This is a genomic window from Nonomuraea sp. NPDC050786, from assembly GCF_040654115.1.
GTDB lineage: Bacteria > Actinomycetota > Actinomycetes > Streptosporangiales > Streptosporangiaceae > Nonomuraea.
Genome location: NZ_JBFAHJ010000013.1, coordinates 170183 through 184688 on the forward strand (window position 1 = coordinate 170183; position 14506 = coordinate 184688).

Annotated in this window: 12 protein-coding genes; 7 read left to right on the forward strand and 5 right to left on the reverse strand. The window is 71.9% G+C overall.

The genetic code is table 11. The features are described 5' to 3' along the window. The first annotated feature begins 190 nt into the window (after positions 1–190). Entirely contained in the window at positions 191–1384 is a 1194-nt protein-coding gene (locus tag AB0H84_RS24430; protein ID WP_357608282.1) for an MFS transporter, read from the forward strand. A 141-nt stretch (positions 1385–1525) separates the two neighbouring features. Here the strand turns inward: AB0H84_RS24430 and AB0H84_RS24435 are convergent, their stop codons facing one another. From AB0H84_RS24435 to AB0H84_RS24455, 5 genes are all read right to left on the reverse strand, one after another. Beyond that, entirely contained in the window at positions 1526–2575 is a 1050-nt protein-coding gene (locus AB0H84_RS24435; RefSeq protein ID WP_357608284.1) for a hypothetical protein, read from the reverse strand. A gap of 138 nt (positions 2576–2713) precedes the next feature. Next, the gene (locus AB0H84_RS24440; protein ID WP_357608286.1) at positions 2714–5305 is read right to left on the reverse strand and encodes a Tex family protein; all 2592 of its coding nucleotides are present in this window, start codon (positions 5303–5305) and stop codon (positions 2714–2716) included. A gap of 27 nt (positions 5306–5332) precedes the next feature. After that, on the reverse strand, positions 5333–6496 hold the full coding sequence (locus AB0H84_RS24445; RefSeq protein WP_357608289.1) for an amidohydrolase: 1164 nt from the start codon (positions 6494–6496) through the stop codon (positions 5333–5335). A gap of 198 nt (positions 6497–6694) precedes the next feature. Continuing rightward, positions 6695–6916, reverse strand: coding sequence for a hypothetical protein (locus AB0H84_RS24450; protein ID WP_357608292.1), 222 nt, complete (start codon positions 6914–6916; stop codon positions 6695–6697). 15 nt (positions 6917–6931) lie between these two features. Further along, positions 6932–7366 carry an RpiB/LacA/LacB family sugar-phosphate isomerase gene (locus AB0H84_RS24455; RefSeq protein ID WP_357608295.1) on the reverse strand — a complete coding sequence of 145 codons (435 nt, stop codon included), beginning with the start codon at positions 7364–7366 and terminating at the stop codon, positions 6932–6934. Positions 7367–7480: 114 nt separating this feature from the next. Between AB0H84_RS24455 and AB0H84_RS24460 the strand changes: the two genes are divergently transcribed. From AB0H84_RS24460 to AB0H84_RS24485, 6 genes are read left to right on the forward strand one after another with little or no spacing between them, the layout of a single operon-like run. Continuing rightward, positions 7481–8554: a DUF917 domain-containing protein gene (locus tag AB0H84_RS24460; RefSeq protein ID WP_357608298.1), complete on the forward strand. Its 1074-nt coding sequence runs from the start codon at positions 7481–7483 to the stop codon at positions 8552–8554. After that, positions 8547–10109 carry a hydantoinase/oxoprolinase family protein gene (locus tag AB0H84_RS24465; protein ID WP_357608301.1) on the forward strand — a complete coding sequence of 521 codons (1563 nt, stop codon included), beginning with the start codon at positions 8547–8549 and terminating at the stop codon, positions 10107–10109. The genes AB0H84_RS24460 and AB0H84_RS24465 overlap by 8 nt, the downstream gene beginning before the upstream one ends. A gap of 23 nt (positions 10110–10132) precedes the next feature. Continuing rightward, positions 10133–11752 (forward strand): ABC transporter substrate-binding protein, encoded by a 1620-nt coding sequence (locus tag AB0H84_RS24470; RefSeq protein ID WP_357608304.1) that lies wholly within the window; start codon positions 10133–10135, stop codon positions 11750–11752. 3 nt (positions 11753–11755) lie between these two features. Next, on the forward strand, positions 11756–12772 hold the full coding sequence (locus AB0H84_RS24475; RefSeq protein ID WP_357608306.1) for an ABC transporter permease: 1017 nt from the start codon (positions 11756–11758) through the stop codon (positions 12770–12772). After that, positions 12769–13680 (forward strand): ABC transporter permease, encoded by a 912-nt coding sequence (locus tag AB0H84_RS24480; protein WP_357608309.1) that lies wholly within the window; start codon positions 12769–12771, stop codon positions 13678–13680. Before AB0H84_RS24475 ends, AB0H84_RS24480 begins: the two co-directional genes overlap by 4 nt. Next, a complete protein-coding gene (locus tag AB0H84_RS24485; protein WP_357608312.1) occupies positions 13677–14504 on the forward strand; it encodes an ABC transporter ATP-binding protein in 828 nt (275 codons plus the stop codon). Before AB0H84_RS24480 ends, AB0H84_RS24485 begins: the two co-directional genes overlap by 4 nt. Positions 14505–14506 lie beyond the last annotated feature (2 nt).

A 14506-nucleotide genomic window follows, 5' to 3' on the forward strand; every position in this document is an offset into this window, starting at 1 on the left:
CTGGCCCCGCGCGTTCCGCAGCTGGCCCCCGCGTCCACTGCCGGCCTGGCCGCGCAGCGCACCGCACCGCACCACGCCGCACCGCCTCGCCCGGCGGGGCGCTTGACCAAGCTTCTCTGTCCGTGCCGGCAGCCCGCCCAGCACAGTCTTCCCTTCCCAAGAGGCCCGCACCATCATGAAACGAACCGGGATGCGTGACATCCTGATTTCCGGTAAACAAGCCACTCCTCGCCCCTTCCGCGCGATCTTCGTCCTGGCCCTCGGCACGTTCGCCGTCGGCACCGACGCCTACGTGGTGGCCGGCTTCCTGCCTGCCATGGCCGGATCCCTGCACGTCTCCGAGGGCGCGGCAGGCCAGTCCGCGACCGTCTTCGCGATCGCCTACGCCGTTCTCGCCCCTGTGCTCGCCACTGCCGCCGCCCGCGTTCCCCGCCGCGCCCTCCTGGTGATCGCACTGCTCGTGCTCGCCGTGGCCAACCTGGGCTCGGCGCTGTCTCCCAGCTATGGGTGGCTGATGGCGTCCAGGGTGCTGGCCGCGTTCGGGGCCGCCGGGTTCACCCCCAACGCGGGCGCCGTCGCCGCCTCTCTGGTCGCCCCCGCGCAGCGGGCCCGCGCGCTGGCCGTGGTGGTCGGGGGCCTGACCGCCGCGACCGCGCTGGGGGTGCCCCTGGGCAACCTGGCCGACAGGCTCCTGGACTGGCGGGCCGCGCTCACCCTGGTCGCGCTCCTGTGCCTGGTGTGCGCCGCAGGCGTGTACGCCGTCATGCCCGCACTGCCGGGCAGCCCCCACGTGCCCCTACGTGACCGGCTCGCCGCCCTGCGCCGCCCTGGCGTGGTGGCGGTGCTCCCGCTGACCGTGCTCGGCCTGGCCGCCGGCTATGGGCTGTACGCGTACGCCGTCCCGCTCCTGCACGCGCTCGGCGCGGCAGGGGCATCGGAGATGTGGATGCTGTTCCTGTACGGGGTCGGCGCCGTGGCCGGAAACCTGGTGGCGGGCGCGGCGGCCGACCGGCACGGGCCGATCCGCGTCCTGGCCGTCGGATACGCGGTCCTGGCGGTGACGCTGGCCGTGTTCGCGTGGGCGGTGGAGGCCCGCTGGCTGCCGCTGGCCGGTCCCCTCATGGTGATGTGGGGCGCGAGCACCTGGTCCCAGACCCCGGCCCAGCAACTGCGGCTGATCTCGGCCGCGCCCCAGGAGACGGCGGTGGTCGTCGGCCTCAACGCCTCGGCGCTCTACCTGGGCATCGCTCTCGGTACGGCGCTCGGCGGGCTGCTCCTCCCCGTCGGCGTCCCCCTCGCACTGGCGGCCGCCGCGGGGCTCGCCGTCCTGGCCCTCGTCTACCTGGCGCTCACCCGCCACACCGGCCGGCGCGGAAACCCTTGACCGGTGGTCAGCGGTCGCGCTGCGCCAGGGTGAGGCGTGTGCGCGCCGGCCGGTGGGGGCGGCCTTCGACCGGTCAGCGGTGGCGCTGCGTCCGGGTGAGGCGTGTGCACGCCGGCCGGCGAGGGCGGCGCCTTTGATCGGTCAGCGGTCGTGCTGGGCATGGGCGATGCGTTTGCCGAGGCCGGCCAGGGAGTCGTCGGCCATGAGGGCGGGCAGCCGGGGTGCGTCCGTCTCGACCTGGGCGAGCACCTCGGCATGGCCTCCGGAGAACCGGCTCCAGGCCCGCACCACCTCCGGCATCGCCGCGATCCCCGCCTCCGACAGGATGGCCTCCCTGGGCAGCCACGACGTCAGGAACTGGGAGACCCGCGCAGGGCTCCACCACAACGGGCGATCACCCACGAACTCGGCCAGCTTCTCGAACGCCTCCTGCGCGCCGGGCAGCTCCGGCAGCTCCTGGAACCGGCTCATCGTGTCGTCGGGCGCCGGCCGTACGAGATCGGGCACCGCGTGAGCCCGCAAGAGCGCGACCGGCCGGACGGCGGGCAGCGTCTCGGCGACCAGCGCGCCCATGATCCGGTCACCCAGCTCGAACGCGTCCAGCACCCGCCCCGCGACCACACCCGGCTCCTCCGCCCGCAGATCCAGGTCGTCGAGGAACTTCACCTCCTCGACCACCGCGTCAACGGCCAGCCCGCCGCTCACCTGGTCGATGCCGACGACGAGGAGGTGCGGCTCCTTGCCGTTCTCGTAGCGGAAGGACAGGGCCGCGAGGGTCTGCTCGCCGTACGGGTCTGCCTTGCCGTACCAGGCTCCCTCGCACGTCACCCGCCCCATGCGCCGTACCCACCCGGGCAGCGTCTCCATCACGCCATTCGCGGCACGCGCGAACACCCCACCATCCACGGCTCCGCCCGCAGCCGGGCCCGTGCCTGCACCTGCGGACAGGCTCGCGTCCTCGCCGGTGGGCGGGTTCGCCTCAGCGGAGGCGTTGACCGCGGAGAGGGCCGCGAGGGTGAGACGTGCCTCCGCGCTGCCGTCCTCGACCAGCCGCCGCAGGAAGGGCTCCGCTTCGTCCGGCTGAAGGTCGGCGGTGAGCCGCGCAGCCCACAACTCGGTCCGCAGCGGCGACCGCCACCTGAGGAGGTCGCGGGCCTGCCCGATCGCCGTGCTGAACGCTGTGCTGCTCACACCTCGACCGTATCGCCCCCGGCCCGCTGGGCGCGCAAAGCAGCGCACCGCCGGGCGAGACGGGCGTCGGCGGCTCATCCGGCACCCGTCTGCGGCAGACCGGCGGCTGGCCGGTCGGCGTGGACGGGTGCCGGCAAGCTAGCGGTCGTTGCCTGTGAGGCCCGCCTTGCGGAGGGCTTCGGCCATCGCGCCGGTGGGTGCCGGGCGGTCCTGGCGGCGGCCGCCGCGCTGGCCGTCTCCGCGCCCGCGCTGGCCCCCGTCGCCGCCTCGGCTGCCGTCGGCACCGCGGCCTCCAGCGCCGCCCCGGCCTCCCTCACCACTGCGGCCGCTGTCCCCGCCTCGGCCGCTGTCCCCGCCTCGGCCGCTGTCCCCGCCTCGGCCGCTGTCCCCGCCTCGGCCGCTGTCCCCGCCTCGGCCGCCGTCAGCACCGCGGCCTCCAGCGCCGCCTCGGCCGCCGTCGCCTCGGTTGCGCTGGTCGTCGCCGCGGCCCTGGGCGCGGTCGCGCTGGCCGTTGCCCCGTCCGTCACCCCGTGCGCCGTCCCCGCGCCCCGAGCCCCTGCGTGAGCCGTCGCCCGAGGTCTGAGCCGGCGTCTCGTCCTCCAGCCGGAGAGTCAGGGAGATCCGCTTGCGGGGAATGTCGACGTCGAGGACCTTGACGCGGACGATGTCGCCGGGCTTGACCACGTCGCGGGGGTCCTTCACGAAGTTTCGGGACATGGCCGAGACGTGGACCAGGCCGTCCTGGTGGACGCCGATGTCCACGAACGCGCCGAAGGCGGCGACGTTGGTGACCACGCCCTCGAGGATCATGCCGGAGCTCAGGTCGGAGATCTTCTCGACCCCCTCCTTAAAGGTGGCGGTCTTGAACGCGGGCCGCGGGTCGCGGCCGGGCTTCTCCAGCTCCCGCAGGATGTCGGTGACCGTCGGCAGGCCGAACGTGTCGTCGGTGAACTCGGCGGGCTTCATGGCCCGCAGCGCCGCCGTGTTGCCGATCAGGGACTTGAGGTCGGTCTTGGCCGCCGTGAGGATGCGGCGGACGACCGGGTAGGCCTCGGGGTGGACGCTGGACACGTCGAGCGGGTCGTCGCCGCCCCGGATGCGCAGGAAGCCCGCGCACTGCTCGAACGCCTTGGGCCCGAGCCGCGGCACGCTCTTGAGCGCGGCACGCGTCCGGAAGGGGCCGTTGGCGTCACGGTGGCGGACGATGCTCTCGGCCAGCGTGGAGCCGATGCCGGACACGCGGGTGAGCAGGGGCGCGGACGCGGTGTTGACGTCGACCCCGACGGCGTTGACGCAGTCTTCGACCACCGCGTCGAGCGAGCGGGAGAGCTTGGATTCGGCCAGGTCGTGCTGGTACTGGCCGACGCCGATCGACTTGGGGTCGATCTTGACCAGCTCGGCCAGCGGGTCCTGGAGCCTGCGGGCGATCGATACCGCCCCGCGCAGGGACACGTCGAGCTCGGGCAGCTCCTGCGACGCGTACGGCGAGGCCGAGTAGACCGAGGCCCCGGCCTCCGAAACGACGATCTTGGTGATCGACGGCATGTGCTGGACCAGCTCGCCGGCCAGCTTGTCGGTCTCGCGCGAGGCGGTGCCGTTGCCGATGGCGATCAGCTCGACCCCGTGGCGCTGCGCGAGCGCGCCGAGGACGGCCAGCGACTGGTCCCACTGCCGCTTGGGTTCGTGGGGGTAGATGGTCGCCGTCTCGACGACCTTGCCCGTGGCGTCGACCACGGCGACCTTTACGCCCGTACGCAGGCCGGGGTCGAGACCCATCGTGGCCCGGCTCCCGGCGGGGGCGGCGAGCAGCAGGTCGCGCAGGTTGGCCGCGAAGACCCGCACCGCCTCGTCCTCGGCCGCCTGCCACAGCCGCATCCGCAGGTCGATGCCGAGATGCACGAGGATACGGGTGCGCCAGGCCCAGCGCACGGTCTCGTTCAGCCACTTGTCGGCCGGCCTGCCCTGGTCGGAGATGCCGAAGCGGGAGGCGATGCGCAGCTCATAGTCGGGGCTGTCGTCGGGCTCCAGCGTGACGGAGAGCACCTCCTCCTTCTCGCCCCGGAACATGGCGAGGATCCGGTGGGAGGGCAGCTTCGTGAACGGCTCGCCGAACTCGAAGTAGTCGGAGAACTTGGCCCCCGCCTCCTCCTTGCCCTCACGGACCTTCGACACCAGCCGACCGCGGTTCCACAGCTGCTCGCGCAGGCCGCCGATCAGGTCGGCGTCCTCGGCGAAGCGCTCGATCAGGATCGCCCTGGCGCCCTCGAGGGCAGCGCCCGCGTCGGCCACGCCCTCGGTGACGAAGCCCTCGGCCGTCGCGGCGGGGTCGAGCGTGGGATCGGCGAGCAACTGGTCGGCCAGCGGCTCCAGGCCCAGCTCGCGGGCGATCTGCGCCTTGGTGCGCCGCTTGGGCTTGTAAGGCAGGTAGATGTCCTCGAGCCTGGCCTTGGTCTCCGCCGCCATGATCTGCTCGCGCAGCTCGTCGTCGAGCTTGCCCTGAGACTCGATCGACTCCAGGATCGCCGTCCTGCGCTCCTCCAGCTCGCGAAGGTAGCGCAGCCGCTCCTCGAGCGTGCGCAGCTGCGCGTCGTCGAGGGCGCCGGTGGCCTCTTTGCGGTATCGCGCGATGAACGGCACGGTCGCGCCGCCGTCGAGCAGATCGACGGCCGCCTGCACCTGGCCGTCGCGTACGCCCAGCTCTGCCGCGATCCGCTGGTGAATAGAGAGCACTTGCCTGCCTTTCGATGGTCCCGCCGGTCAATTGTGCAGGACGACGCCGTCTTTCATGACCAGAGTGCGCGCAGGGTGAACGACCACCGCCTCCGCCGCGCCCCCGCACGGCACGGCGACCAGATCGGCCCGGTCACCCGGCGCCAGCCCGTACGACTCCAGCCCGAGCGCGCGGGCCCCGCCGTAGGTGGCGGCCTCCAGCGCCAGCTCGATCTCCTCGTCCCTCCGGAACGTGCTGCGGTAGGCGACGTGCATGGCCCGCTCCAGCATGTCGCCGCTGCCGTACGGGCCCCACAGGTCGCGGATGCCGTCGTGACCGCAGGCGACCGTGACGCCGGCGGCCCGCAGCTTCTTGATCGGCGGCACGGGGAAGCTGTAGACGGCCGCGGTCGCGATGGCGACGCCCGCCTCGTCGAAGCCCTGGATCAGCCGATCCTGGTAGGCGTCGTCGAGCTGGCCGAGCGCGTACGCATGGCTGACGGTCACCCGGCCGCCCAGCCCCAGCGCCCTGGTGCGCTCGGTGATGAGCTCGAGCTCCCACCCGCCCAGCGAGCCGCCGTCGTGCAGGTGGAGGTCGAGATGGGTGCCGTAGCGCTCCGCCAGTCCGAAGATCAGGTCGAGGTGGCGTACGGGGTCGCGGTCGATGCCCGCCGGGTCGAGGCCGCCGACCGCCTCGACGCCGCTCTTCAGTGCCTCTTCGAGCAGCTCGGCCGTGCCGGGGTTGACCAGCACGCCGTGCTGCGGGAACGCCACCTGGCGCACGTCGACGGGGGAGCCCGCGGCGGCCTCGAGCACGGCCTCCACGCCCCGCAGCCCCACGACGGGGTCGATGTCGGTGTGGGTGCGGACATGGCATGTGCCGGCCGCGCTCATGCGCTCCAGCAGCGCGCCTATCCGCTCGACGCTCGGCACGCCCAGCTCCGCGCGGCGGCCGAGGTCGTTTCCGATGCGCCCGGCCAGCGTGTCGTCGGCCGAGTGGGGCACCCACGGGCCGCCGAAGAGGGTCTTGTCGAGGTGGCAGTGCGCCTCGACGAGGCCGGGCAGGACGAGCTGCTCCGCGATGTCGACGACCAGGGCGCCGGGCGCATCGATGCCCTGGCTGACGAGGTGGATCCGGCCGTCGCGGACGAGGATGTCGGCAGGGCCCTCGAGCCCCCAGGGGAGCCCGCCGCGGAGCAGGACGTCGGTCATGCCAAGCACCCTAAACGGCGGCGCCGACGATTTCCGCTCCTCCGCCGCGACCGGTCCCACTCGCGAGGGTCGTTCGGCCTCGCTCACGGTGAGCGGCCGGTCCCGCTAACGGGCGGCGGCCGGTCCCGCTGACGAGCGGTGGTCTGTCCCGCTCACGACGGGCGGCCGGTCCCGCTGACGAGCGGCGGCCGGTCCCGCTTACGACGGGCGGTCGGCGAAAAGCTCCAGGTGGTGGCAGTAGCGGCAGCGGTAGGCGTCGATCTCCCACTTCGGCCGGCCCATCAGCTTGGCGCCGCCGAAGATCCCCCGCTCCAGCGCGCCCTCGACCCACCTGGCGAACCCGCGGGAGTTCTCGCCGGAGTCCATGATGAACCCGGGCTCCAGCCCCTCTTCACCGCAGTGCGTACAGCGTAAGTCCATACTTGTATAGCGTAGTCAGATCTCCTCCAGATGGGAGACGTTCGCCACGTCGGCGGCGTCGGTGCTGGGCCGCCCGTCCAGCCAGGCGTTGAGGATCTCGTCGAGCACCACGTCGGACGTGAGCCGGAGGCTGAGCGCCAGCACGTTGGCGTCGTTCCACTTCCTGGCCCCGTCGGCGGTGTAGGCGTCCACGCACAGCGCCGCGCGGACGCCCGGCACCTTGTTCGCCGCGATCGATGCCCCCGTGCCGGTCCAGCAGCAGACCACCGCCTGGTCGGCCCGCCCCTCGCTCACGTCGCGGGCGGCCAGCTCGGAGGCCCACGCCCAGTCGGCGCGCTCCTCGTCGCTGAGCGCGCCGTGGGTCACCACCTCGTGCCCCCGCCTGCGCAGCTCCGACACGACCCGCTCCGCCACCCCGTCCTTGCTGTCGGCGGCCACCGAAATACGCATGCGCCCTCCCTTACCCGATCTCAGGTCTACCAAGGGCCGCGGACGGAGGTAAAGGCACGAGCACCTCGCCTGGACTGGCTATATGAGATGAAATGTGCTTGGTTGTGTCGCCATATGAGCAGCGTTGATGTGAGCGACATTCCCGCTCTCGCCCGAGGGTGCGCCGTTCTGGGCACCGGAGGCGGCGGCGACGTCCGTACGGGATCGCTGGCGGCGATCAGGGCCATCCGCGAGCACGGTGAGGTGCCGCTGGTCGAGCTGGACGACCTGCCCGAGGACGCGTTGGTCGTGCCGCTGTCCGGCATCGGGGCCCCGACCGTCAGCCACGAGATGATCCACAGCGCGGACGAGCCCGTACGCATCGCCGAGGAGGTCGAACGCCTCTTCGGCCGGCCCCCGAGCGCGATCATGTCCTCCGAGATCGGCGGCTCGAACGGCGTGGCGCCCGTCGCCTGGGCCGCCCAGCTCGGCCTGCCGCTGCTCGACGCCGACGGCATGGGCAGGGCGTTCCCCGAGGTCCAGATGGTCTCCATGTACGTGGCGGGGCTCCCGGCGGACCTGGTGATCATGTCGGACATCGTGGGCAACGTGGTGACCATCCGCCCCGTCGACGGCCTCTGGTCGGAGCGGCTCGCCCGCGCCGTGTGCGTGGCCGCGGGCTCGTCCGCGCTGATGGCCGACTACGTGCTCACCGCCGCGCGGGCCAGGGGCGCGGTCATCGAGGGTACGGTCACCCGCGCCATCGAGATCGGCAGGGCCGCGGAGGGGACGGCGGATCCGCTCCGAGCGCTCCAGGAGACCCTCGGCGCCGTACGGCTGATCACCGGCAAGCTCACGGACGTGGAACGCCGCACCACCGGCGGGTTCGTCAGGGGGACGGCCACGATCGAGGGCACCGGGGACGACCGGGGCCGCCGCCTCACCCTGGAGCTGCAGAACGAGAACCTGGTCGCCCTCGAGGACGGCCGGGTGCGGGCCATGGTGCCCGACCTCATCACCGTCGTGGACACCGAGACCGCCGGCGCCGTCCAGACCGAGGCCCTCAGGTACGGCCAGCGCGTCACGGTGCTCGCCTGGCCGTGCGACCCGCTCTGGCGCACCCCCAAGGGCCTGGAGACGGCCGGGCCACGGGCCTTCGGGTACGACCTGGACTACGTTCCCGTCGAGGAGCTGACGGCGCATGGCTGACCTCAGGATCGGGATCGATGTCGGCGGCACGAACACCGACGCGGTGGTGCTCGGCGCCGACGGCCAGGTGATCGCCAAGGCCAAGCGCCCGACCAGCCCGGACGTGACCGAAGGGCTGCGGGCCGCCCTCGACGCGGTCCTCGGCGAGCTCGAGGGCGGGTGGGGGCGGATCGGCCGGGTCATGCTCGGCACCACGCACGCCACCAACGCGATCCTGGAGCGCAGGAACCTCGGCCGCGTCGCCGTGCTGCGGCTCGGCGCGCCCGCCACCACCTCCGTCCCCCCGCTCTCCGGCTGGCCCGACGACCTGCGCGCGGCCGTCTCGGCGGGGGAGGCGATCGTGCCCGGCGGCCACTACGTCGACGGCCGCGAGATCGCCCCGCCGGGGCTCGACGCGGTCCGGCGCTTCCTGGACGGCGTGGAGGCCGACGCCGTGGCCGTCACCAGCGTGTTCAGCCCGGCCGGTGACGAGCACGAACGGCTCGTCGAAGAGCTGGTCAAGGCCGAGTACGGCCTGCCGGTCTCGGTGAGCCACGAGATCGGCTCGCTCGGCCTGCTCGAGCGCGAGAACGCCACCGTGCTCAACGCCGCCCTGTACGGCGTCGCCGCCCATGTGACCGAGGCCCTGGTCACCGCGCTGGCCGAACGCGGCCTGAGCGCGCGCCCGTACCTGGCGCAGAACGACGGCACGCTCATGACGCTCGAGCACGCCGCGCGACTGCCGGTCTCGACGATCGGCTCCGGCCCGGCGAACTCCCTGCGCGGAGCCGCGTACCTGTCCGGCGTGTCGGACGCGATCGTGGTGGATGTGGGCGGTACGTCCACCGACCTCGGCGTGCTCGCCGGCGGCTTCCCGAGGGAGTCGGCGGCGGCGGTGGAGATCGGCGGGGTGCTGACCAACTTCCGCATGCCCGACATCCTGGCCATCGCGCTCGGCGGCGGGACGGTGGTGCGGGACGGCGGCATCGGCCCCGACTCGGTCGGTTACCGGATCGCCAGGGAGGCGCTCGTGTTCGGCGGCGCCACGGTGACGATGACCGACGCGGCCGTGGCGGCGGGCCGGAGCCCGCGCGGCATGACCGGGTGGCGTGAACGCCTCGAAGCCGCCGTCAAAGCCGACATGTCGGAAAGAATGAAAGACATTCTGGAAAGAGCGGTGGCCATCGCGGACGAGACGGTCATCGACGCCGTGGACAGGATGGCACTCGGCAGAACCGACCGGCCCCTGGTCGCGGTGGGTGGCGGGGCCTTCCTGCTGCCCGACGCCATCCCTGGCGCGAGCCGGGTCATCCGCCCGGAGCACGCCGAAGTGGCCAACGCCGTGGGCGCCGCCATCGCCCTGGCGAGCGGCAGAGTGGATACGATCTTGCCAGCGGGAGACAGCCGGTCAGCAGCGATCGAACGGGCCAAGGAGGAGGCGGCGGCGCGGGCCGTGGCGGCGGGGGCGGATCCCTCCGGCGTAGAGATCGTGGACCTCCTCGAGGTGCCGCTGAGCTACCTCTCCCAGCCCGCCGTGCGGGTACACGTCAAAGCAGCCGGACCCCTCGCCCGGTAGAAGATCGAAAGGATCCCCCCACCATGCGCTGGCACAAGCGTCTGCTCGTCGCCGGGGTCACCGGTGCCGTGGCCTTGACCGCATCCGCGTGCGCGGGCGGCCAGGTGCGCGGCGCCGGCGGGACCCCCAAGCCGGCGGCGAGCGACAGCAGTCAGCCGGCGGCCTCCCCGGCCGCGCAGGCCAACGACAGCACGTTCGTCTACGTGCCGAACCTGGACGTGGTCACCGACTGGGACCCGGCGACCTCGTACTCCAACGAGATCATGGCCATGCAGAACATCTACGAGGGCCTGACCAGGTACAACTCCGAGTCCCGCAAGGCCGAGCCGCGTCTGGCCACCGAGTGGAGCTCGGCGGACGGCGGCAAGGAGTGGACGTTCAAGCTGCGCCAGGGCGTCAAGTTCCACTCCGGCGCGACGCTCGACGCCGAGGCCGCCAAGAAGGCCATCGAGCGGACGATCGAGAAGAAGGGCGGCGCGTCCTACATCTGGGGCGCGGTCAAGAAGATCGACGCGGTGGACCCGGCCACGCTGAAGTTCACGCTCAAGTACGCCACGCCGCTCGACCTGGTCGCCTCCTCCGCCTACGCCGCCTACATCTACGACGTGAACGCCGTGGACAAGGACGGCAAGTCGGACGCCGGCACCGGCCCGTACACGATCGGCTCCTGGCAGAAGGGCAAGGAGACCGAGCTCACGCTGAAGGCGTTCGACGGCTACTGGGGCGGCTGGAAGCCGGAACAGTACAAGAAGGTCGCCTTCCGCGTCACGCCCGAGATCACCACGGCCTGGCAGCTCCTGCAGAAGGGCGAGGTGAACTTCGTCCAGCGCCTGAACCCGCAGCTGTTCGAGCAGGCCGGCATGACCCAGAACGTGAAGACGTCCTCGTCGCCGTCGTTCCAGAACCTGCTGGTGCTCTTCAACACGGCCGCGGGGCCGACGAAGGACGTCAAGGTCCGGCAGGCGCTCCAGTACGCGATCGACTACGACGGCCTGACGGCGGCGCTGAAGGGCTCGGGCCAGAAGGCCAGCGGCCTGGTGCCGCAGGGGCTGCTCGGCCACGTCAACGGCATGGAGCCCAAGCAGGACCTGGCCAAGGCGCAGGCGCTGCTCGCCGAGGCCGGGTACGGCCCCGACAACCCCGAGCTCAAGCTCACCCTGACCTACGCCCAGGGCGACGACGACCAGAAGCTGCTGGTCACGCTGCTCAGCTCGGCGCTCAAGGGCATGAACGTGACGCTGCAGGCCAAGCCGATGTCGTGGGCCGCGCAGTGGGACCTGGGCAAGAAGCAGGGCCAGGACATCTTCGTCATGTACTGGTATCCGGACTATCCGGACGCCTATTCCTGGTTCCTCAACGTGTTCAAGAGCGCGGACAAGCCGCAGTTCAACCTCTCGTACCTGAAGGACCCGGCCATCGACAAGGAGATCGACTCGCTGCCGCAGCTCACGGCGACCGACCAGCTCCAGGCCGACCAGGCGTACCAGGACTTGCAGAAGAAGATCATCCAGGAGCAGGCGGCGGTGGCGGTGCCGTACGTGCAGAAATACTCCCGCGCACTGACGGCCGACGTCGAGGGATATGTGGACAATCCCGCCTATCCCAACGTCGTCTTCTTCTACGACCTCAAGCGCGCAAGCTGACCCATGCTGCGTTACCTGACCCGCCGGCTCGGCCAGGCCCTCCTGGTCGTGGCCGGCGTGGTCGTGCTCACGTTCGCCGTCATGCGGCTGGTGCCGGGGGACCCGGCGGTCGCGTTCGCCGGGCCGAAAGCCACGCCCGAGGAGCTCGCCGCGGCACGCAGGCAGTTCGGGCTCGACGACCCGATCCCCGTGCAGCTCTTCAACTACGTACGCGACCTGCTCTCGGGCGACTGGGGCATCAGCCTGCACACCAGGCAACCCGTGCGTGACGACCTCTACCTGGCTTTTCCCGCTTCTCTGGAGCTGGTCGGTACGGCTCTGCTCATCGCGGTCGTCGTGGGCATCCCGGTCGGAGTGCTCGCCGCCCGCTACAAGACGAAATTGCCGGATATGGGGGTGCGGTTCGGCAGCATGCTGGCCGTCTCCGTCCCGGTCTTCTGGCTGGCCCTCGCCCTGCAGACGGTCTTCGCCAGCAACCTCGGCTGGTTCCCGATCGCGGGCGAGTACGACTCCAAGCTCGACACCACCAGCCCCCTCACCCTCTGGACGAACATCACCGTCGTCGACGCCCTCATCACCGGCAACTGGCCCATCTTCACCAGCACGCTCCAGCACCTGGTGCTGCCCGCGCTGGTCGTGGCCGCGTACCCGACGGGCGTGATCGCCCAGATGACCAGGGCGGCGCTCATCGAGGAGTCCGGCCAGGACCACACCAGGCTGGAGCGCGCGCTCGGCTTCGGGGAGACGTCCATCCTGACCAGATTCGCCCTGAGACCCGCGTTGAATCCGGTCCTGTCGCTGATCGCCCTGGTCTTCGCCTACTCGATCGTCAACGGCTTCCTCGTCGAGGCCGTCTTCAACTGGCCCGGTCTGGGCCGCTACGCCGCCGACTCGATCCGCTCGCTGGACACCCCGGCCATCGCGGGCGTCACGCTGCTGGTGGCCCTGGTGTACGTGCTGGCCAACCTGCTCGTGGACGTCCTCCAGGGCTTCGTCGACCCGCGAACGAGGGCCCGATGACCGAAGCTCCGCTGCGCCGCACCCTGCCCAGGATCCCCGACCGGTTCGCCGCGCTCGGCGCGGTGCTCATCGTGCTGGTCCTCCTGGCCGCGATCTTCGCGCCGTGGCTCGCGCCGTACCCCGTGGACCGGCTCAACCCGGTGGAGGGGCTGCAGCCGCCGAGCGGCGCGCACTGGTTCGGGACCGATCAGGTGGGCAGGGACGTGCTCACGAGGATCCTGTACGGCGGCCGCACCTCGCTGTTCATCGCCGTCGCCGTCCTGGCCGTGTCGTCGGCGGTCGGCGTCACGCTCGGCGTGGTCGCCGGGTACGCGGGCGGCTGGATCAGGGACGTCATCATGCGGGTCACGGACGTCTTCCTGGCCTTCCCCGCGCTGCTGCTCTCGCTGGCCCTGGCCGTGGTGCTCCAGCCCAGCGTGACCACGGTCATCCTGGCCATCGCGGTGACGTGGTGGCCCTGGTACACCCGCCTGGCCGCCTCCGTGGCCGCCTCGATCGCCACCCGCGGCTACGTGGACGCCGCCAGGTGCCTCGGCGTGCCGGCGCCGCTGATCGTGCTCAGGCACGTGCTGCCGAACTCGCTCACCCCCGTCCTGGTCCAGCTCTCCCTGGACGCGGGTGGCGTGATCCTGACCTCGGCGGCGCTGTCGTACCTGGGGCTGGGCGCGCAGGAGCCGACGGCGGAGTGGGGGCTGATGGTGCAGCAGGGGCAGACGCTCTTCACCACGAACTGGTGGGTGGTCACGTTCCCCGGGCTCGCGATCCTGGTGACGGCGTTCGCGTTCAACGTGCTGGGCGAAGGGCTGCGCAACGCGCTGGATCCCCGGAGCGGAGGAGCTCGGCAGGAGAGAGCGGAGCCAACGAGTGCCGAAGCGGCCGCGACCATGAGCACGAGGGCGGTCAGATGATCGAGGTGCGCGACCTCCAGGTGCGGTACGGCGGGCGGCTCGTGGCCGACGTGCCGGAGCTGGACGTGGGGCGGGGGGAGTGCGTCGCGATCGTGGGGGAGAGCGGGTCGGGCAAGTCGACCACGCTGATGTCGCTGCTCGGCCTCACCCCTGATGCCGAAATTTCAGGACACGTACGGGTGTGCGGCGTGGACGTCCTGACGGCCCCGCCGCGCCGGCTCCGCGAGATCCGGGGCGCCAGGGTGGCACTCGTCATGCAGACGCCCCAGGCCGCCCTCAGCCCCACCACCCGCCTCGGCGTCCTGATGCGCCGCGCACTCAAGCTCCACGGCGTCGGCAAGGTCCCCAGGCCGGCCCCTGACGGGTCCCCTTCCTCCGCCCAGGACAGCACCCCTCCACAACGTGCCGTCACGCACGGTGGAAAGGGGAGCCTGGACGAGATCATGGGGGAGGCCGTGGAGGCGGTCATGCTCGACCGCGAGATCCTGCGCCGCTACCCCCACGAGATCTCCGGCGGCCAGGCGCAGCGCTTCGCCATCGCGCTGGCCATCGCCCTCGGCGCCGAGGTGATCCTGGCCGACGAGCCCACGAGCGCTCTCGACGTGACCGTGCAGGCCGAGGTGGTCGGCGTCCTGCGCAGGCTGCGGGCGGAGCGCGGCCTGGCGCTGCTGCTCGTCTCCCACGACCTGGCCCTGGTCTCCACGATCGCCGATCGGGTGCTGGTCATGAAGGACGGCGCCGTGGTGGAGTCGGGGCCCGCCGCGAAGGTGCTGGCCGAGCCGTCCCATCCGTACACGCGTGAGCTGCTGGAGGCGCTGCCGTGACC

What these genes read in the sequence shown, in the direction of transcription:
- AB0H84_RS24445 (WP_357608289.1), bottom strand. Translation starts at nt 6,496, where the DNA reads ATGACCGACGTCCTGCTCCGCGGCGGGCTCCCCTGGGGGCTCGAGGGC.
- AB0H84_RS24485 (WP_357608312.1), top strand. Translation starts at nt 13,677, where the DNA reads ATGATCGAGGTGCGCGACCTCCAGGTGCGGTACGGCGGGCGGCTCGTG.
- AB0H84_RS24470 (WP_357608304.1), top strand. Translation starts at nt 10,133, where the DNA reads ATGCGCTGGCACAAGCGTCTGCTCGTCGCCGGGGTCACCGGTGCCGTG.
- AB0H84_RS24480 (WP_357608309.1), top strand. Translation starts at nt 12,769, where the DNA reads ATGACCGAAGCTCCGCTGCGCCGCACCCTGCCCAGGATCCCCGACCGG.
- AB0H84_RS24430 (WP_357608282.1), top strand. Translation starts at nt 191, where the DNA reads ATGCGTGACATCCTGATTTCCGGTAAACAAGCCACTCCTCGCCCCTTC.
- AB0H84_RS24465 (WP_357608301.1), top strand. Translation starts at nt 8,547, where the DNA reads ATGGCTGACCTCAGGATCGGGATCGATGTCGGCGGCACGAACACCGAC.
- AB0H84_RS24450 (WP_357608292.1), bottom strand. Translation starts at nt 6,916, where the DNA reads ATGGACTTACGCTGTACGCACTGCGGTGAAGAGGGGCTGGAGCCCGGG.
- AB0H84_RS24455 (WP_357608295.1), bottom strand. Translation starts at nt 7,366, where the DNA reads ATGCGTATTTCGGTGGCCGCCGACAGCAAGGACGGGGTGGCGGAGCGG.
- AB0H84_RS24475 (WP_357608306.1), top strand. Translation starts at nt 11,756, where the DNA reads ATGCTGCGTTACCTGACCCGCCGGCTCGGCCAGGCCCTCCTGGTCGTG.
- AB0H84_RS24460 (WP_357608298.1), top strand. Translation starts at nt 7,481, where the DNA reads ATGAGCAGCGTTGATGTGAGCGACATTCCCGCTCTCGCCCGAGGGTGC.